Below are 20,607 nucleotides of genomic sequence, written 5' to 3' on the forward strand. Positions count from 1 at the left end.
TTGTTTGTTTGCAATATCGTATACATGTAAACAAAAACAGTTGGTTTGTACGCAAAAAAGTAAACATGTTTACAAATGAGTACACATGGCTATATATAACGTGTGTACATATTTGTTCCTAATGTGTACACAAATGAATACAATTCGACAAATAAAGCTACAACTTATGAAGCATTGACTAATATAGAAACCTTTTCTATGCTTAATAGAGTGCTCCACCTAAATTTTTTTATGAAAAAGGGGATGTTTTTAGATGAGTTCTAGAATCGCAGCAATAGACGTAGGAAATGATGCAATTAAAGCTATTTTTGGAAAGCTAGAGTCTGAACTATATATACCAAATGTCATTGCAAAAGACATTGAAGATCGTCCGGTCATAGGAATCGAAGAACTCGATGAAAAAAACCCATTGGAAGGGTTACATATTAGAGTCCATTCACCAGCATTGCAAGACAATAATGCCATTTATCGTGTCGGAAATTTAGCGACAAAAAGTGATAACCCAACAGAACTAGATTTGGGGAGCAGTAAATCAGAGGAAGACCAAACATTAGTCATGCTTTTTGCGGCTATTGCATTGGATGCTGCCAAGCAAGGGAATAATGATAAGTTCAAAAAAGTAAATAACGTTGTCGAAGCGAATTATACGCTTGGAACAGGTCTACCTCTTCGGGAAGTTAAGGAAGGGAAAGATGTTGGGTACCGTTCGAAGCTACTGGGATCCGTTCACCAAGTAGAATTTTTAATTACACCTAAATACCAAGGTATTAAGGTTAATATCAAATTTGATGAAGTGAAAGTCTATCCAGAGGGCTTCGCCGCATACATTAATTTAGTCATGGACAATGATTTGAATATCATTAACCGTGAATTAATAGATAGAAGAATTCTCATTCAAGATATTGGCGGACTATCGACAGATATCGCGGTCATTAAAAACCGTAAAGTTGACGATGATAAGGCGCAAGGGTTCAATCTAGGAGTAGCTGAGGCTCTTGAATCTATTCGTGAAGAAATCAGAAAAAAACACGGTGTCGAGCTGGATAGCAGGCGAGATGTCGTTGAAATCATCACGAAGAAAAACGATCGTAACCATATTATGGTTCGCGGAAGCCGGACAAGCGTCCATGATATCGTCGACCGGATTTTAGGAGAACTTGCCAAAAAGCAATATCGCCATCTGCGCAACGTATGGCAGAAAAACTCGCAAACGGAAATCTGCTATTTTGTTGGCGGAGGTTCGATTGTCTTGAAAGATTACCTGAAAACGCTCAATCAGAATTTTGATGGCTACAATATCGACTTTTTTGAAGATGAACGGGAAAGCGTTTGGATGATGGCCAACGCCTATTATAAATTGATTTCGGATTTTAATCGCCGGAATTCAAAGGAACAGCAGCAATCCCACCAAAAGAAGAAAGAACAAAGATCAGGTGCTGTTAAATAGGTGAGAGAATGAAAAAAACAGCTTCTTCTGAAATCAAAAGAGGACAAGCCATCACTTTTCGTATCCCTTCAGATGTATCAGATTATACGTTAAGGCAGCTGCAGAAATTGAAGGAAACGGAAAGAAGGAATTTTTCCAGTAAAATTGCCGAGTATGTTCTCGATGGAATCGGACAATCGACCCATCAGGAACGGGAAATGATTGCCCTGCCCATGCCGAACAAGCTTAGCAAATCTCAGCGTGACTGGCTCAAGCATTCCCACTCAGAAGCTATGCTTGGAACGATTATGTACCATCTTTTATCCGATCCTTTACGCGCAACAGCCTTGCTAGCCTCATTAGACAGCAATGTAATTAATGAGGAGATTTATTTGCAGGATGAGCCCGAAGAACAGGATAATGAAGTGGTGCAGGCAGAAATATCTAAGAAAGATTTGGATGACTTTGATTGGAGTTTGGAAAAAACCACACAACAAGTGGAGGAACCAAAACCTGAAGAGGAAAATCTTGATGATCTTCTTGGTGATTTTCTCGATCAAATGAACCAGTGAGTGAACATATAGGAGGATATCTGACTACAAGTTGGATATCCTCCTTTTTCTTTGCGGGGGTTATGAGGAATGACACATAAAAAAGAGTATATCAAGCTGCAGCCTTTCCCGGCCAACATAGGGGAAAGGCTTTTTCTGTCGATGACGAGTCCCTCTTGTAATCGCCGGACACATTCCTCCTTAGAATAAAACACACATCAAACGGCCGTCACTTTTCAATAGTGAAGCTTTCCTCAAACACAATTCGGTTTATACCTTTTATGATCGATTGAAGTTTTTTTGTGAAAATTGTCGAATGAACTATACGTTTAAGCGACTGTTCCAAGATTAAAACATCTTATGTTGATTTTGAGAAACTCACATTTCAAATCCCTTGTAACATTAGATAGGCACCACTCTTTTCTAGGTCGACTAGGATGTCGTGTCCGGTTTCTGCCCTGGAAAATGCAAAACAACTGTAGAAAAAATGAATAAAAGACATGGGAGTATTCAGATGAAACGATTATATGAAATGACAGGAATATTTACTGTGTTTATCGTGGCGCTCTTCTCCCTTCAGTCAACTGCAGTCGGGGCAAACGAGATCTGCAGTCCCACAACGGGCACCGCGATTCAGTTATTGGACAATAAAGGGGAGTTAAAACAAACGCTGTCACTAGACGCAAACCATTCCGCGACATCGATCCGGACGATCCTTAATAATGCCATTACAAAGGTTTCCGCCTATCCGCAAGATGTATCGAATGGGAAAAGGGGAACGGTCCGTTTGTCAAAAGGCCAGTTTACGGCGAGTGCCTTTATTGCAATGAAAGAAGGGGTCATTTTAGAAGGGACGGTTGAGAACGATCGCCCCGTCACGACAATGTGTACCCAGCCCTCAAGCAATTCTGTCACGATTAAAATCATGGTGAGCCATACTGGTGTCAAAAACCTGATACTAGAAGGAAAACGAAGGACGGAAGACCCCAAAACTGGGAAACCGAGAAACTATTTTGAAGCAAGGAACAGGGGCATTGAGGTCACTGCAATCGATCAATCCAAATCCACGGCGGATTTGGTGTCTGTTTATTCGGCTGTGAATGATTTGCACAGGCTTCAAAATATCCTGATCGAGGATGTTCAAATTTCCGGGTATGAGGGATATGGCATTTACTTAGAACATGTGAATGGAGTCATGATTAAAGGGTCTGATTCAAGAAAAAGAAACAAAATGGCCATAAAGGATATTGGATATGCAGGCATCGGCGGTTATTCCGCGAGTAACGTGACTGTAAGGCATGCGACGGTGAGAAACCTTGGGCCTGGGGAGACGGTGGGCAATACCAAACAAAGCTATGGCATCGCCTTTAGTCACCGGAAAGACAGTGCCGGAGATGCAATGACTCAATCAAAGTTCCAGCGAAGTGACACAATCGCAGTCGAGGGGAATGTGGTGGCGAATAACCCTCGATGGGAAGGGATTGACACCCATTCAGGCCAAAATGTTTCCTTCACGAATAATGTCATCTTAAACACGCGTTTTCCAATCATTGTCGGAGGAATGGATTACAAGGGAGGATCTATCTCAGCTTACCCACCCGGCAATATTACGATTGAGGGGAATAGAATCAATTCTTTTAATGATTATGCGTATTACGATATAGGTAAAAATGCAACAGTCAGCGAACGGGGCATTACAGTCAACGGAACGCAATACCATGATCTTACTGAAACAAAGATGGGCTTCCTGCAAAAGGTCGTGATTAAAGGCAATTATGTGAATGATGTCCGGGCTAATGTCGAGGAATGGGGAGGCATCAGTATTCATGTGACCAAAAATGCCCTTATTGAAAGCAATATCATTGAAAATGGCCTCAACAATGGGATCGCGATGCTTAGCTCCAACAAGTTCACCAAAATCAAAGGAAACATCATAAACCAAATTCATAAATCCGATGAAAAGTTCATTTCAGCGGGCATTGGCATCAGAGGGTCGCATAATAACGGCAGCCCTACAAATGACTATGCCATCACCTCTTTGAACATGAAAAGCAACGTCATTGAAGGGGATAACAGATTTACCGAAGTTGGGCATGAAATCCATGTACAAGACAAAACGGTTTATAACCGCCTGGATGACTGGATTGCCATCTCGGCATTCCTTGATTGGAACAAACCTAATGTGAAAAACATCATTGAAGATGGTGAAGCCCATCCGAATTATCAAGAGTAAGGGAGTGCTGTACAAGATGCTAGTGGGTTTCAAAGTTAAAACGCCCCATTCTAAAAAAGGGACATGCGCCACCTATATTAAGTGTTACATTTGTTTTCTGGGGTGAAGCAATAGGCAAAGCATTACTCTGTAAGTCAAATTGAATCACAGTGGGTAAAAGAGGAAGTGAAAAAGTGAAGATTCTTTATTTGCATCAATATTTCAATACCGATAAAGGCAGTACCCGATCTTATGAAATAGCTAAATTTTTAGTCTCTAAAAATAATAAAGTCACCATCATCACCGGGAATTCCATAGATTCGCGTGAGGGAATAAAGATCCTATCAACCAAAACTAAATATAAACAAGAATATGGTTACCTGAAAAGATTATTATCGTTTGTTCATTATATGTATAAAAGTTTTTTCATTGGGGCGAAGGAGAAGGAGGTAGACGTTGTTTATGCTTCCTCGACCCCTTTGACAATTGGATTGATAGGTATGCTTCTTGCAAAGGTGAAGCGCAGCGAATTTGTTTTTGAAGTAAGGGATTTATGGCCAGATATACCTATTGAGCTGGGAATCATCAGACATGAATGGTTAAAGGGAATTTTATTGAAGCTAGAAAGCATGATTTATTCTTCAGCGGATAAAATCATCGTGCTTTCGCCTGGAATGAAAGAGGATTTATTGAGAAAAGGAGTCAAACGGGAAAAAATTGCTACGGTTACTAACTTTGCGGATATAAACTATTTTTCTCGAATTCGTTCCGAAGATAAAGAAGAAGCATTGAATAAATTAGGTTTAAAAGCGAAGTTTATCTGTTTATATGCAGGCACATTAGGATTTATCAATAATATCGATTATATTTTACAGCTTGCCGAAAAGACGGATGACCCCGATATTGTCTATCTAATTGTAGGTGATGGAAAGGAAAAAGAACGCTTAATTCAAGTGAAAGAGAGCAAAAGATTAAACAACGTCATTTTCTTGGATCAGGTATCTAAAAAAGAAGCGTACTTATTAATGGCCATATCTCATATAGGTCTGTGTTTTGTACGTGATAATGAAATATTGGATAGGAATAGTCAAAATAAACTTTTTGATTTTTGGGCAGCCGGAAAACCAACATTAATAAACTATAAAGGCTGGCAGCATGAGGTCATGACAAAATATGATGCAGGTCACGGTTTTGAATATAGTGAAGAATCACAGATGATAGAGTATGTAAAAGCAATGAAAAATGACAAACGAATGTATCTGAAAATACAAGAAAATATAAAGCGTTTAACCCTGAATTATGAGAAAACCAAATTGATTTCAAAACTGGAGCGAACACTGTCGGAATTGGTTGTTAATGATCATTGAATATTCATGAACAATGGGTCATACAGAATTTGATATATTTGTCTGCATCTCACTTAAGGTCTATTGAAAGATCTAATTTTGGAAAAAGGATGGAGTTCCATGGAGACTATCGTAAATACAAAGCCAGTGATAACAGGTTGGGTAAAACGGGAATACCTTAAGAACATCGAGCGGATTTTGGATTCTGGCAGGTTAATTTTAGGTGAGTATACTCGGAAATTTGAAGAAAGCGTCAGACAATACAGTGATTCTAAGTATGCTGTCGCACTTTCCAGTGCAACGGCCGCCATTGAAATTATTTTAAAATATCTAGATGTTGAAGGCAAAGAAGTGATCATGCCAAGCAATACGTTCATTTCTCCAGTATATGCGGTGAAAAATGCGAAAGGAAGGGTCGTTCTTTGTGACATTAATTTAGAGGATTTCAATTTGGATTTAAATAGCCTGAAGAACGCCGTGACTCCTAAAACGAAAGTTGTCCTAATTACGTATATTGCCGGAAGGATTCCTGATAACATCTTTGAGATTAAAGAGTTTTGTGATGAGAATGATCTTTATCTAATCGAAGATGCTTCACATGCTTTTGGTGCCACTATAAATGGATATAAAGCAGGCACAATTGGATTTGCTGGGGTTTTTTCAATGTACCCCACTAAAATTGTTACAAGTGCAACAGGCGGTGTCATTACATCGGATGATATAGATTTAATCAAATACTGTGAGTTGTTAAGGCACCATGGGAATGAAAATGGTGCAGTCAATCAAGTATTATCCGGTGACATGCTTCTTAGTGAATTTAATGCATTGCTTGGTTATCTGCAAGTTCAGGAAGCTTATGGGATGATCCAGGTCAGGCAGGAAATCTTCAGTTTCTATCAAGAAAACTTGAACGAGATTTTTCATGAACACGGTCTTTACTTCCAAGCTTCATCTGACCACAATATATCTTCATTTTATAAAATAATCGTCATGTCTAAAAGCAAAGAGCAATGCGAAACATTTAAAAAGCATTTAAACGAGTGTCATATAAGCACCGGGCATTGTTATGGGGTCCCATTACATTTACAGCCCACATTGCTAGAGGAATATCCCCTTGCGTCTCTCCCGAATGCCGATAGATTTCGTGAATCTCATTTCACGTTGCCATGTCACTTGGATTTGTCAGATGAGGATCTGAAATACATTGTAGCGAAATGTAAACAGGCAGTGGAACATGGCGATTAAAAATAGGATTGGAGTGGTGGGGTCAGGTCCAATAAGCTGTGCCATGATTGATGCCATTAATGAAAGTTCAAATGGAGAGGTGATGGGAATTTGGGGGAGAAGATTTCATTATGCCAAGGAGCTTGCAAAAGAAAAAGGAGTTCCTAAAGTTTTTGGATCCCTGATTGAAGTGTTTGAAGATGATGAGCTGGATACTGTTTATATAGCCACTCCAAATGCTTCCCATTATGATCAAGCGATGGCAGCCATTGAGCATGGAAAGAACGTTATTGTGGAGAAAACGGCATTCATGACAGCCGATCAGGCCAACCGAGTTTTCGATGCTGCAGAAAAACAAAATGTTTTTGTGTTTGAGGCAGTTAGATCCATTTATGAACCCAACTTTCAAATTTTAAAGAAAGCTATTAAAAAGTTAGGGAAGATCCATGGGGCAACCCTAAAGTACCAAAACTATTCCAAGCAGTATTCGGCCTTATTAAAAGGGGAGAAAGCTCCACTTTTCGATGATAATCATGGTGGCGGGACATTAAGAACGATTGGAATTTATCCTATTTATGCGGCCATCCAATTATTTGGTGTTCCCGTTAAAAGTTATTATTTTAAACAATTGATCGTAAAAAACATTGATTTAGGCGGTACGTGCATCTTTGAATATGAAGATTTTAAAATAACGATGTTGATTTCAAAAATTAACTTAACGAATGATTCAATATCGGAAATTTACGGAGAGAACGGAACCTTGCGTTTTCACTCGTTATACGATATCCGCACAATAAGTTACCGCAGTATCATTAATGACATTGAAGAAACGATAAGTGAACCTATCAGTGATAACAGTTTGCTTTATGAAATCACTGAATTTTCAGAATGGATTTTAAAGAAAAATGTAACGGCCTACATGGAACAAAAGAACATTACGCTTAAAGCGATATCTATCATTGAACAAGCTTTAAATGGAGGAACATGATGAAAAAAATATTGCTAGTAACAGCACACCCGGATGATGCGGAAATTAGTATGGGCGGTACCGTTCGTAAGCTGCTGAACCAAGGACATTACATTATCAACATCATATTTTCCATCCCTTCGAATATCGAGGTCAGGAAAAAAGAGGCAATGGAGTCATCAAAGAATTTCGGATATGAGGTACAGTTTTCTAAGTACTGTGAGGGTAATAACGTTGAGGATATCCCTCTCCATAAATTAATAAAAGAGCTCGACGATATCATCGAAAAGATGGAACCAGACGAAGTCTACACACATTGGATGAATGATAGTCATCAAGATCATCAAAAGTTATCAAAGGTGGTAAGAAGCTGTTTCAGGAAAAAACAATTTACACTATATGAATTCGAACAAATCAACCAAAATAATAACATCGCTGCCAATCAATTTCACCCGAATATTTATAGTGATATTACAGAGTTCATGGAAGATAAAAAACGTATGATTACCGTGTTCCAATCACAGCTAACCGGGTATATGGGGCATTATTTAGTGAATGCGGAGCATATCGGCAGTTGGAGGGGTTCCCAAGTGAATTGTAAATACGCGGAGACATTCCTATTAATTTTTTCAAAAGAGGTTTTGTAGGTGGGAAAAAAGAAGATAGTCACAATTCACCAGCCGAATTTCCTGCCCTGGATTGGTTTGATTCATAAGGTTTTCCAATCGGACGTTTTTATATATTTGGCCGATGTGAAATACTCTTCAAGTAATTTTCAAAATAAAACATATATTCTAGGTGCTGATGGAAAAGAGTCAAGGCTAACTGTACCGCTTCAAAAAAAGCCTGAAATGTTACATGAAAAATTAATCAGTTATCATTCCCCGAATCAAAAATGGAAAAGGAATCATTTGAAGCAAATATCCGAAGTTTATAAAAAAACTCGGCACTTTCAAGATTTCTTCCCGTTGTTGGAAGAAGCATATCAAAAAGAACACGCTTTGTTAGTCGATTTAAATATTCATTTATTTGAATTGATTTTAAAATATTTAAATTATGAAGGAGAAACACATCTTTCCAATGATTTTAACACTTCCTTTGGAAAAACAGAGAGATTAGTCAGCTTAGTTAAGCAAACCAGAGGTACATGCTATTTAAGCGGGAAAAGCGGAAAGGATTATTTGGAAGAAGAATTGTTTCATAATGAAGGTATTGAAGTCGTTTATCAAAAGTTCATACATCCCGTGTATTATGTGAAAAATGAAAAAGAATGTGTAAAAAATTTATCGATTCTAGATTGGATCATGCACTATCCGGCGGATCAAATAAAAGAAACGTTTACGGAAGATAATGTAGGCAAATCAGAACAATGTAAATGAGTATATAAAATAGAGATGTGGCGTGGTTGAAAATATGAAAATAAAAAATGAATTTATGAATAAAATCCTTTTATTATTAACAGGGAATTCACTTGCACAGCTTATTCTATTCGCAAGTTCCCCCATACTGACAAGAATATATACACCAGAAGATTTTGGTGTGTTTTCAACCTATACGTCACTTTTGGCCATTCTCATGTCATTTGCATCTCTTTGTTTAGAAAAGGCGATTCCTTTAGAAAAAAACCATAGTAATACGGTTCACTTGATGTACATTAGCATGTTTACGATTGCCGTCGTTTGTATCCTGAATATAGGTTTAGGCTTCCTTAATCTATCATTATTTCGATTATACGGTATAGAAACTTCGATAATGAATGACTTTTTGCTTTCAGTTGGCCTGTTTTTTGCTGGAATCTATCAAGTGATGAGTTACTGGATGTTAAAAGAAGATAAGTTTAAAGGGTTAACTCACTCTAAACTGCTTCAATCGATTAGCAATGTAATAAGTCAGTTCTCACTTATTTCCATTAATCATCAAGGAATAGGTTTAATAGCGGGAGATATGATTGGACGGGGAATAACCCTTGTGTACATTTGGCGATATTTCTTAAAGCGAATGCATTGGCCAAAAGTGAACTATAGGAGAATCGGTTACTTACTTAAAAAATATGAGAAATTCGCCAAATACTCCACATGGTCAACCCTCTTAAGTTCCTTATCTATGCAAATCATATTTTTGTTATTGATGCGTCTATACGGACCTGACGTGACAGGGCATTTTTCCATGGCTACAAAAACGATCGGTTTACCCATTAGTTTGTTGGGAGCGAGTATTTCGACAGTATTCTATGCCGAAGTGGCAAAAAGCATTTCAAATGAACCGGGAAGAGTTTTACATTTGTATAAGAGCATTATTACTAAAACGGCCATGTTAGGTGTGCCGATAATGGTAATTTTGGCATGGATGGCACCCGGTCTCTTCAGCTTTGTTTTTGGAGGAGAGTGGCGTGTTTCCGGTGAATATGTGACATTGATGTCTTTTATGTTTTTAAGTCAAGTGATTGTCATGCCAGTTTCCCAAATATTGTTTTTAATCAAAAAACAACGGACTCAGCTCTTATGGGATGTTTCAAGGCTGTTACTGTCTTCTATTGGAGTACTGGTCATATTCATTTCAGGGGGTTCAGCTGAAACAGCCATTTTATACTTTAGCATTTGTATGGGGGCCAGCTACTACTTTTTTGCTCTCCTTGGCTATAGGGCGATACATTCCATAGATCGAGAGGATAATCTAAAAAAATGAAGCTGATTCAACTGGGTCTGGTAGGATTATACGTCTGGTTACTGGATATATCCTACGTTTACTTTATTTCCCCTGAATATGCTTATATGGGGTATATATATCGGCAACATCCAAGTGCAGTCATGATAGTAATTTCCATGTTTTTTATTATATTGCCATCCATATTCATAAAAAAGGAACTGGATAAGCCGTCGGAACTCGTTTTCTGGATTTTGTATTTTATTGTCTATATACCGGTAGTATGGGTTCCGAACTATTTATTTACGCTGCAGCCTGATTTTATATATGCGAATGTTCTTTTGTTTTTTTGTTTACTTATCATTGGAAATGTAAATAGATTGCCAGCCATGAAGATTACACCTCCTAATGTTAATCTCGGTCTATTAAAAATCATTTTTGTTATAACATTATTGATTTTTTTTCTTTACATCTTCAAAGTTTCGGGCGGAATTAGTCTAAAGCCTCCTATAAATTCCGAGGATATCTATGATAAGCGAATGGCCTTCCGAACGAAACTAACCCCTCTTGCAGGCTATATTATACAGTGGCTTGCAAAAGTATGTAATCCATTAATCGTGACCATTGGCTTATGCAAAAAAAAATATACCTATGTGGTTATCGGACTAGGGCTGCAATACCTTTTGTACACCGTCAATGGCTTGAAGTCCACTCTTTTATCGACTGGATTATTAATCATTGTATTCATTGCTTTTCGGAAGAAGGGAAGGGATTTTTCCATACTTTTTTGTATAAGTCTTTGTTCGCTGTTAGGCATCAGCATTTTTCTTGATTTTATCCTTGATCAGGCATATTTTTCTAATTTATTTGCCAGAAGGATGATCATCACACCGGGCTTGCTGACAACCTATTATGTAGACTTCTTTTCAACTCATCCAAAAGCCTTGCTGTCGTATAGTATTTTAGAAAAATTCATAGATCCTGTTTATGACAAGAGTCCGCCATACATTATCGGTACAGAGTACTTTGGCCGACCTGAAATGGCTGCCAATGCCAATATGTTCGCCGATGCTTTTGCTAATTTCGGTTATATTGGATTCTTGGTTTATACAGTGATCTTGGCAGCGATATTATGGTTTTATGATAGCTTGACGCAAAATGAAAAGTGGCAAGGTGTCGGCATAATCCTGTTTGTTGTACCTGCATGGTGTTTAGCGGATACTGCGCTTACAACAACGTTTGTGACAGGCGGGATGTTTTTTACTTTCGTTATCATGTATTTATTGTTAGGGTCAGATTTACAAAAGGGAGATAACAGATGAAGTTATTTTATAATATTAGTTCGGTGCACCCATGGAATGATACGAGGATTTATTTTCGGCAAGCCTTTTCTTTTGGAGAAACGGGAATGTACAAGGTGAAGCATATAGCGATTGAAAGTAACCTAATCCCTGATCATATACCTGCAAATATAGAAGTTGAACTGTTGCCTAAGAAATCCAGGAAAGGGCGTATGTTAAATTGGACTGCCCTGTACCGGAAGATTAAGAAGGATAAACCTGATGTGATTCAGTTTCATGATCCGGAGCTGCTGATTTTAATGAGCTTCATAAGGAGAATTCCCCGTTATCATCCAGTCATTGTTTATGACATGCATGAAAATGTACCAAAGGTCCTTATGAGAAAAAAAATACCCGGAATTGCATTGAGTATATATCGTCATTTGGAGAAACGATTGCTAAGTGCATGCAGCGGGGTCGTGTTTGCAGAAATAACGTATAAAGAGGATTATCAGTTCTTAACTTGTCCAACAACAGATGTTTACAATTACCCGAAAATTCCCAAAATGAAGGAAAATAAAGGAAAAGAAGATGTTTTCACCTTTATCTACCTAGGAAGCATCTCTGATATACGTGGCGGGGAAACCATGCTGATTCTTGCAAAAAGATTAGTAGAATTAAAGAAAGTGTTTCATATGAAGATCATTGGAACGGGCAGTGAAGGCTACATCGAAAAATTGAAAACCTTCATCCTGGACAACAGCTTGGAAGATTATATCAGTCTAGAGGGTGTAATGGCCTTTGATAAAGCATTCGAATCCATCCAGAAAGCACATGCAGGTATGGCATTTTTAGTTCCTGATCCTAATTTCATGGGTGGTAAAACAACAAAGTGTTTTGAATATATGGCCGCTGGCATTCCATTTATGGTTTCTGATTTTCTTATTCAAGATGTAATGGATAAATGGAGCTGTGGAGTATCGGCCGATGTAGCAAACATGGATGATATGGTTCAAAAAGCGGTTTATTTACTGGAATCCCCTGAGGAAGCAGCAAACATGGGGGAACGAGGAAAAGCTGCATATAGACAAGAATATAATTGGGAGAATGAAGAGGAAAAACTACTATCTCTGTTAGATGAATTAAATTCATGTTCCTAGGAGGTTTGCTATGGGATTATTTAAATGGATAAATAAATTGGCATTTATTAGTAACTGGGGGAGGTTGGGCGGAATCCACGGAATAATCGTCATGTTTGTTTACCGGATAGGCAATATAATTTACTATAAAGTGAACGTTCCAATCTTAAAACAAGTATTATGGATTTTGTACCGCATGATTGATTTGTTAATTATAAGACTCTTCATGAACTGTGAATTTCCTGCACAATCTCAAATAGGAAAAAAATTGCACCTCCCACATGGAGCTAAAGGCATTATAATCAATCCGTTTACTAAAATAGGCGATCATGTTACAATATTGCATCAAGTAACGTTCGGGCAAAGTAAAGAAATCAGAAAAGCTCCTGAGGTTTGTGATTATGCATATATTGGAGTGGGCGCTAAAATATTGGGCGGCATCCGAATTGGCACGAATTCGAAAGTGGGGGCAAATGCAGTTGTTTTGACATCCGTTCCCGATAATTGCACGGCGGTTGGGGTGCCAAGTGTGATTAAAGGTAAACAGAAAGAAACCGTTATAAAATAATTGCACGTAAACAAATAAAGGAGTGTTCAATTAGCCTAATTGAACACTCCTTTTTATTATCCCATGGTGCCCTTCATGAGATGATCAAGCCAGGAAAATCAGTTGATAAAGAAATAGGGCAGCAAACATGTACACGAACGGATGCACTTCACGGAATTTGCCTCTTGCCATTTTTAAAATGGGGTAGGCGATGAATCCGAGTGCTATCCCGTTGGCGATGCTTGATGTCAAAGGCATGGCGACAATGACCAAAAAGGCTGGGAATGATTCATCAAAGTGTGTCCAGTCAATTTCATTAATGCTCTTAATCATCATGCTTCCCACGATGATCAAGCTAGGTGCCGTGATTGCCGCTACATTTGAGACAGCTCCTATCAATGGACTGAAGAAGGCTGTTATCAAGAAAAGGATGGCCACTACCAAAGCGGTTAAACCTGTCTTGCCGCCCGCTCCTACACCAGCTGATGATTCAACCGAGGCAGCGGTCGGGCTTGTACCGAACATGGCACCGACAGTAGTGCCGACGGAATCTGCAAAGAAGGCACTGCCGGATTTTTCAAGCTTGTTCTCCTTCAGCAATCCAGCTTGGCGGACAATTCCTAATAAAGCACCGGTCGTATCGAATAGCATTACAAGCAAAATGGAGAAGACGACGCCATATAGCCCGTAGTTAATGACATCGGCGATAGATGTGATGGGATTGGCGACTATAATGCCTTCAGGTAATGAAGGGGTGGAAACCAGGCCGTTAATTTCCAATTGGCCTGTAAAGAAAGCGATTATGGCAGTCACGATCATTCCGATGAATATCGCTCCCTGCACATTGCGAACGATCAGAACGATCGTTATGACCAAACCAACCAATGTAAGCGCCACGCTGGGATCCCTGAAGCTTCCAAGGGTAACCAGGTTGGATTCATGCTGTGTGACGACACCTGACAAACGCAGTCCGATGAAGGTGATGAAAAGCCCGATTCCGGCACTGATAGCATGTTTCAAGTTATTAGGTATGGCCTCGATCAATTTTGAACGGAAAGAGGTTAGGGATAAAAGGATAAAGATGATGCCCGTAACAAAGACTGCAGAGAAAGCAACTGTATATGAGATATCATGGGTTCCCAATACCGAGTATGCAAAATAAGCATTCAATCCCATTGCCGGTGCTATGACAATTGGGTAATTGGCTAAAAGGGCCATGCATAGGGTACCGACTATTATTGCGATTATGGTTGCTGTGAATGCCTGGTCGAATGGAACACCGGCATCAGAAAGGATCATGGGGTTTACAACGATGATATAAGCCAGTGTTAAAAAGGTTGTAAGCCCCGCAAGTACTTCCGTCTTAATATTTGAATTCCGTTCTTTTAATTTAAACATGCGGTCACTCCTTTTTTCTATACAAAAAATCCTTGCAAAAATCTACAAGGAGGAGATGCTTACCCTTTTTCAAGTAAGTAGCTCGATGATAATAAATCTTATAAATTATATTAGAAAAATAACTAAAGTACAATAGCATGAAAAATTTTAAGGTACAGGTTTTCTCGAAAATAGATAATGATATACTAACAAATAGCTTAGACTAAGGATAATGACATGAAGTGAACGAAGCTGTTACCATTAAAGTGGATTTATCAGTCAATTAAATGAAGAAATTCAGAAAGTAGGCCCATACATGACAGAATTCATCGACCTTGGCGTCAGCCCGGCGATTAATAACATATTAAAGCAAATAGGAATATCCGCCCCTACCCCGATTCAGGAGAAATCGATACCAGATATCCTTGCTGGAAGGGATGTCATCGCGAAGGCGCAGACGGGAACGGGGAAGACTTTGGCATTTTTGCTGCCAATCTTGGAAAAGGTCGATCCCGCCGCATCCCACATACAATCATTGATCGTCACGCCAACCAGGGAATTGGCTTTGCAAATCACTGCTGAATTGAAAAAATTCGCTGATGAAATCGAGGGACTTCAAGTGCTTGCAGTTTATGGCGGACAGGATGTCGAGCAGCAAATGAAAAAGCTGACAAGAAACATCTCCGTGGTGGTCGCCACGCCAGGAAGGTTATTAGATCATTTACGAAGAGGCACCATTGATCTCTCACAAACTCAAACACTTGTGCTTGATGAAGCTGATCAAATGCTTCATATTGGGTTTTTACCAGAAGTGGAAGAGATCATGGGACAGCTTCCAGATGAGCGCCAAACGCTGCTCTTTTCAGCAACGATGCCTGAACAGGTGCATCAATTGGCAAAACGCTACATGACTAAACCATTAACTGCCGCTGTGAAGGCAGAGCAAGTAACGGTCGAGAAAATCAGGCAGCTTGTCATCGAGACGACCGATCGTGCCAAACAATCTTCATTAATCAACATGATCAAAGAAGAACAGCCATACCTTGCGATCATATTTTGCCGTACAAAACGGCGTGTTTCGGTTTTGAATGATGCCCTGAAGGCAGCTGGATTCAATTCTGAAGAGCTTCATGGTGACCTTTCACAGGCAAAGCGGGAACGTGTGATGAAAAACTTCAGAGACGCAAAGCTTCAATATTTAGTGGCAACGGACGTTGCTGCACGAGGGCTTGATGTAGAAGGCGTGACCCATGTGTTTAATTATGATGTTCCCGAGGATGCAGAAAGTTACATCCACCGAATTGGCCGGACGGGCAGAGCGGGTGAGAACGGCTTGGCTGTAACCTTCATAGCAACGAAGGATCTTCAGCTTTTAAGCGATATTGAAAAAGGGATATCCATGAAAATCGAAAGAAGGACGATTGAAGGAGTGAAAATGTTCCAACCCGATGAGGTGAGGCAAAAAAGGAAGCGTCATGATGACTCTTCCGATGAGGGTACCCGCCGCCCGCGTTCGGGAGGGGGAAGGAAACATCGGGAACGGATAGATACGAGAGGACCGAATCGGGGCAGTCACCGTTCTGTAAATCAAGCGGACAATCGTGAAGTCGAGAGGGAGAAACCACGTGGAGGCCGGATGGAAAACAGCCGCGGGCCTATACGTGAGGATTCACGGGGAGTTCGTTCGGAAAACGGCCGCGGACCTATACGTGAGGATTCACGGGGAGGCCGTTCGGAAAACAGCCGTGGACCAAGGCGAGAGAATCCGCGGAGTGGCCGCTCGGAAGACAGCCGTGGACAAAAGCGTGACAATCCACGAGGAGGTCAAAGAGACAGCCGTAGATCAACTAGTACACAAGGGGCGAGTAATCGCAGAGGTGGATCTGGCAGCAGCCCCAATAGAGGGAGAAACCGGTAAAAGGGGGAGACGGGAGTGAACAAGCCTTGGTTGGCAGAATATCCAGTTTCTCTGGATCTGGCAGGGAAATTGATCATGCTGCAGTTTCCGGAAATTGAGTTGAATGAGATCAAGCAACTTGGGGAGGGTTTCGATAACACGGTCATACAAATCAATGGGCAATTTGTATTCCGTTTTCCCCGCCGCCCTATTGCAGTTACGTTGATTCAAGTGGAAAATCAGCTTTTGCCATCCATTGCAGGCACTTTTCCGCTTGCTATCCCTGAACCAATCTTTTTTGGGAAACCAAGCACTTTGTATCCTTATCCTTTTACCGGTTATAAAATGGTGAAGGGACACTTGCCTGTAGAAGGAACAAAAGCAAATAAGGTCGAATCGGCAAAAAGATTTGCCCGCTTTTTGAAGGTTCTTCACAGTTTCCCTGTCGAAAGGGCTATGTGTTTGGGTGTGCAGCCTGATGGGATGATGAGGCTTGATGTACCCTATCGAAAGAAATCACTTATGGAAAATGTCTCGAATCTAATAAACCTAGGATACTTTGAACAGGCGCATGCGGTTAAGGATTTTGTTGAAGCCTTAGGCGAATTGGACGTTCAGCATCCGATTTCACTCGTTCACGGAGACATTCATATCCGGAATGTTTTACTTGATGACGAAGGCGTTCTCGCAGGTATCATTGATTGGGGAGATGTTCATATCGGGAATCCAGCCATTGATTTCTCCTTTTTATACAGTTATTTCCCGAAAGAGGCGCGCAGGTTTTTTTTCGAAATCTATGGTGAAATCGAAAAGGAAACAGAGAGCCTAGCCCGGTTCAGAGCCATATATATGCTTGTTACATTACTCGTTTATGGCATAGATCGCCACGATGAAGAGCTGATTGCCATTACGAGTACCGGTTTGGAATTTGCTATAGAAGAATAATCGTCATGCTCTTTTGATGTTTAGGAGGTACATATGAAGGCAAGTTATTATCAAACAATCACATTAATGGCGAACATATTGGATCAAGCTAATATTCCCTACCAATATTCAGGTCGATCTGCTCTTTTCGTACAAGGAGTGGATATCGATGAATATCAGAAAATCGAAATGGATGTACAATGGGATGTCTTTAATGAGGCTTTGGATCTTTTTTCCGAATACGCGCCAACAAAGCCTGAAAGAAGTCCTGAGACTGCATTCTTTCTAATGGATGTCGAGGGGATTTCTGTCACTGTTCGCTGCCGGTTTAACACGACCATTAAAACGGACCCTTATCGTTTATCCATAAAGATGGGGGATATGGAGGTTTGGTGCAGGTCGTTATACAGTTATTTATACGAAGAAGAAATGAGAAAGTTCAGTGCCGAGATTCATGCTTACTTATCAGCCGAGCAGAAGGGGTTCACAGCGGAAAATGAACAGGCGTGGAACCAGAATAATTATTTAGCGCTTGTCAATCGTTATGGAGATCCCGTTGAATTGGCATCAAAAATCAAACAGAACCCAAAATGGAGACTGCACCCTTTTTATAAATATATGGGGGAAATATCCGGCAAAAAAATCACTCATTTGATGGGATCGAACGGTGTCAAGGCAGTTGCACTGGCCATATTGGGAGCAGAAGTGAAAGTCGTTGATTTTTCCCAGGAAAACGCAATGTTTGCAAATGAGCTGGCAAGTGGCGCCAAAGTCTCCATCGAGTATATAGTTTCGGATGTCCTTTCGCTATCATCCGACCATGAATCGGGGAAGCAGGATCTGGTTTTAATGGAGCTCGGTGTACTTCATTACTTAATAGATCTGCAGCCGTTATTTGAAAAAATTAAAATGATGCTGAAACCTGGAGGCCGATTCGTACTGCATGAATTTCACCCGATTTCAACAAAGCTCATTACTTCAAATGGTAAAAAACACAAAGTCACAGGCAACTATTTCGCTCCGGCAATCGAAAATAATGAGGTCGCTTTTTCGAAGCATATGCCGGATGAGGAAAAAGGGAGCCTTTCAAGAGTTGTACAGCGTAAATGGACAATCGGGGAACTTATAACGTCAATAGGTCAATCAGGGCTCGTTATTAAAGTGCTCGAGGAAGAACCGAATCATAAAATCTATGATATTGGGCTTCCAAAAACATATACCTTGGTGGCGGAACGTGTTTAAGCTGCATGATGAGGAAATGAAAGCTGACTGAAGGAGCCCTTTCAGTCAGCTTTTTTATTTATTCCATAATAAAGGGGATGCCGCTTCTGCGACATCCCCGAAAAAATTAATTTTGTGCCGACCATTCCTCTACATCCCATACCTTGGTAACCCAATCTTCATAGAAATCAGGTTCATGGCATACGAGGACAATCGTTCCTTTATACTCTTTCAATGCACGTTTCAGTTCTTCTTTTGCAACGACATCCAAATGGTTCGTCGGTTCATCGAATAACAGCCAATTGCTTTCGGTAAGCATGAGTTTACATAGGCGCACTTTAGCTTGTTCTCCACCGCTTAAATGGCTCATCGGACGTGTAATGTGCTCGTTTTTCAAACCGACACGGGCAAGAATCGCACGTACCTGCGGTTGGTCCAGATGCGGAAAAGCATTCCATACTTCATCGATCGGCGTCGTATCGCCTGCTTTCACTTCTTGTTCAAAATACGAAGAAAAAAGGAAATCGCCAAGTGATCTTTTACCGCCTAGAGGATCGATTTTACCCAAAATCGTTTTTAATAGAGTGGATTTACCAACTCCGTTACAGCCGACCACGGCAATTTTTTCTCCCCGCTCGATGGTCATGGACAACTTCGGAAGCAATGGGCGGTCATATCCGATTTCCAGATCTTCACCTTCAAAGACATAACGGCTGCTCGCACGTGACTCTTTAAAGTCAAAGGTAGGTTTCATTGCAGTTTCGGGACGATCGATGCGTTCCATGCGATTCAATTGCTTTTGACGGCTCTTTGCCCGTCCGGTCGTTGAATAGCGTGCTTTATTCTTTGCAATGAAATCTTCCTGCTTTTTAATGAATTCGCGCTGTTTTTCATATGCGTTAATATGTTGGTTTTTATTCAATTCAGCCAGCTCAAGGAATTTTTCATAAGTTGCCGTGTAACGGGTCAATTTAGAAAATTCAAGATGGAAGATGACGTCGACGACGCCGTTCATGAACTCGGTATCATGCGAAATTAATAAGAATGCATTAGGATATTCCTTTAAGTAGCTGCTCAGCCAGCGGATATGCTCTACATCCAAGTAGTTCGTCGGTTCATCAAGGAGCAGTACTTCAGGCTGTTCCAAAAGTAGCTTGGCTAGTAAAACCTTTGTCCGTTGTCCGCCGCTTAGGGCAGAGACATCACGGTCCAAACCGATTGCATCCAACCCTAAACCGCGTGCTGCTTCTTCAATTTTAATATCCAGATTGTAAAAACCGCCGGCTTCCAGCTTGTCCTGGATTTCACCCATTTGTTCCAAGAGTTCTTCAAGTTCCTCCGGAGTGGCAGTACCCATTTTCTCTGTAACTTCATTCAGAGCTTTTTCCTGCTCGAATAAAGGTAAGTATGCATCCCTCAAGACGTCGCGAATCGATTTACCCTTTGAAAGTATCGTATGTTGATCAAGATAGCCATATTCGACACCAGGTGTCCATTCGACCCGGCCATCATCATGGATAAGTTGCCCTGTAATGATATTCATCATCGTTGATTTCCCGACACCATTTGCCCCGACCAGACCAACATGTTCGCCGGCCATCAGGCGGAAGGAAACATCCTTGAATAAGGTACGGTCGCCAAAGCTGTGTGCTAATTTATCTATAGAAAGTAAGCTCATTTATATTGAACCTCCCAATTAATTTGAAAAAATCCCTACGTTTCATCATACTAAAATCTGCACGGGATTGCTATCTAATCTATTAATTTACATATATGTGGGTACAGGGAGCCCCTCGAAGGGTAATCCTTAATGTGAACCAATGGATCCAATGCCATGCCGTGCATTATCGCCC

At 40.3% G+C, this 20,607-nt stretch carries 17 protein-coding genes; 15 read left to right on the forward strand and 2 right to left on the reverse strand.

All coding sequences use genetic code 11. The features are described from left to right. The first annotated feature begins 253 nt into the window (after positions 1 to 253). The 12 genes from ACQKMF_RS11760 to ACQKMF_RS11815 all read left to right on the forward strand — a co-directional run bounded on the left by ACQKMF_RS11760 (position 254) and on the right by ACQKMF_RS11815 (position 13,356). Positions 254 to 1,447 carry a ParM/StbA family protein gene (locus ACQKMF_RS11760; protein WP_048680510.1) on the forward strand — a complete coding sequence of 398 codons (1,194 nt, stop codon included), beginning with the start codon at positions 254 to 256 and terminating at the stop codon, positions 1,445 to 1,447. Positions 1,448 to 1,455: 8 nt separating this feature from the next. After that, positions 1,456 to 1,998, forward strand: a complete 543-nt coding sequence (locus ACQKMF_RS11765; RefSeq protein WP_427573287.1) for a hypothetical protein — start codon at positions 1,456 to 1,458, stop codon at positions 1,996 to 1,998. 493 nt (positions 1,999 to 2,491) lie between these two features. Continuing rightward, a complete protein-coding gene (locus ACQKMF_RS11770; RefSeq protein WP_427573290.1) occupies positions 2,492 to 4,210 on the forward strand; it encodes a right-handed parallel beta-helix repeat-containing protein in 1,719 nt (572 codons plus the stop codon). Positions 4,211 to 4,383: 173 nt separating this feature from the next. Then, positions 4,384 to 5,556, forward strand: a complete 1,173-nt coding sequence (locus tag ACQKMF_RS11775) for a glycosyltransferase family 4 protein (RefSeq protein ID WP_427573293.1) — start codon at positions 4,384 to 4,386, stop codon at positions 5,554 to 5,556. A 99-nt stretch (positions 5,557 to 5,655) separates the two neighbouring features. After that, positions 5,656 to 6,780, forward strand: a complete 1,125-nt coding sequence (locus tag ACQKMF_RS11780; protein WP_230176061.1) for a DegT/DnrJ/EryC1/StrS family aminotransferase — start codon at positions 5,656 to 5,658, stop codon at positions 6,778 to 6,780. Next, a complete protein-coding gene (locus ACQKMF_RS11785; protein ID WP_427573297.1) occupies positions 6,770 to 7,747 on the forward strand; it encodes a Gfo/Idh/MocA family protein in 978 nt (325 codons plus the stop codon). The genes ACQKMF_RS11780 and ACQKMF_RS11785 overlap by 11 nt, the downstream gene beginning before the upstream one ends. After that, on the forward strand, positions 7,747 to 8,373 hold the full coding sequence (locus ACQKMF_RS11790; protein WP_427573300.1) for a PIG-L deacetylase family protein: 627 nt from the start codon (positions 7,747 to 7,749) through the stop codon (positions 8,371 to 8,373). The genes ACQKMF_RS11785 and ACQKMF_RS11790 overlap by 1 nt, the downstream gene beginning before the upstream one ends. Continuing rightward, the gene (locus ACQKMF_RS11795; RefSeq protein ID WP_427573303.1) at positions 8,374 to 9,105 is read left to right on the forward strand and encodes a WbqC family protein; all 732 of its coding nucleotides are present in this window, start codon (positions 8,374 to 8,376) and stop codon (positions 9,103 to 9,105) included. It abuts the gene before it with no gap. Between the two features lie 34 nt (positions 9,106 to 9,139). Then, positions 9,140 to 10,411: an oligosaccharide flippase family protein gene (locus ACQKMF_RS11800; protein WP_402943176.1), complete on the forward strand. Its 1,272-nt coding sequence runs from the start codon at positions 9,140 to 9,142 to the stop codon at positions 10,409 to 10,411. Next, complete coding sequence (locus ACQKMF_RS11805; protein ID WP_427573306.1) at positions 10,408 to 11,691, forward strand: hypothetical protein; 1,284 nt, start codon at positions 10,408 to 10,410, stop codon at positions 11,689 to 11,691. Before ACQKMF_RS11800 ends, ACQKMF_RS11805 begins: the two co-directional genes overlap by 4 nt. Then, positions 11,688 to 12,809: a glycosyltransferase family protein gene (locus ACQKMF_RS11810; RefSeq protein WP_427573309.1), complete on the forward strand. Its 1,122-nt coding sequence runs from the start codon at positions 11,688 to 11,690 to the stop codon at positions 12,807 to 12,809. The genes ACQKMF_RS11805 and ACQKMF_RS11810 overlap by 4 nt, the downstream gene beginning before the upstream one ends. 10 nt (positions 12,810 to 12,819) lie before the next feature. Further along, positions 12,820 to 13,356, forward strand: coding sequence for a serine O-acetyltransferase (locus tag ACQKMF_RS11815; protein ID WP_427573312.1), 537 nt, complete (start codon positions 12,820 to 12,822; stop codon positions 13,354 to 13,356). 84 nt (positions 13,357 to 13,440) lie between these two features. Here ACQKMF_RS11815 and ACQKMF_RS11820 read toward each other — a convergent pair whose 3' ends face one another. Continuing rightward, the gene (locus ACQKMF_RS11820; protein ID WP_101223911.1) at positions 13,441 to 14,733 is read right to left on the reverse strand and encodes an NCS2 family permease; all 1,293 of its coding nucleotides are present in this window, start codon (positions 14,731 to 14,733) and stop codon (positions 13,441 to 13,443) included. 295 nt (positions 14,734 to 15,028) lie between these two features. Between ACQKMF_RS11820 and ACQKMF_RS11825 the strand changes: the two genes are divergently transcribed. The 3 genes from ACQKMF_RS11825 to ACQKMF_RS11835 are packed head-to-tail and all read left to right on the forward strand — an operon-like array spanning position 15,029 to position 18,775. Further along, positions 15,029 to 16,630, forward strand: a complete 1,602-nt coding sequence (locus tag ACQKMF_RS11825) for a DEAD/DEAH box helicase (protein ID WP_402943189.1) — start codon at positions 15,029 to 15,031, stop codon at positions 16,628 to 16,630. Between the two features lie 15 nt (positions 16,631 to 16,645). Next, positions 16,646 to 17,554, forward strand: coding sequence for a phosphotransferase (locus ACQKMF_RS11830; RefSeq protein WP_402943192.1), 909 nt, complete (start codon positions 16,646 to 16,648; stop codon positions 17,552 to 17,554). A 33-nt stretch (positions 17,555 to 17,587) separates the two neighbouring features. Further along, positions 17,588 to 18,775, forward strand: coding sequence for a class I SAM-dependent methyltransferase (locus ACQKMF_RS11835; RefSeq protein WP_427573317.1), 1,188 nt, complete (start codon positions 17,588 to 17,590; stop codon positions 18,773 to 18,775). Between the two features lie 106 nt (positions 18,776 to 18,881). On the opposite strand, the gene ACQKMF_RS11840 is transcribed toward ACQKMF_RS11835, so the two are convergent. Beyond that, positions 18,882 to 20,432: an ABC-F family ATP-binding cassette domain-containing protein gene (locus ACQKMF_RS11840; protein ID WP_034316019.1), complete on the reverse strand. Its 1,551-nt coding sequence runs from the start codon at positions 20,430 to 20,432 to the stop codon at positions 18,882 to 18,884. Positions 20,433 to 20,607: the final 175 nt, after the last annotated feature.

This window comes from Peribacillus sp. NPDC101480 (assembly GCF_050277335.1).
Taxonomy (GTDB): Bacteria; Bacillota; Bacilli; order Bacillales; family DSM-1321; genus Peribacillus.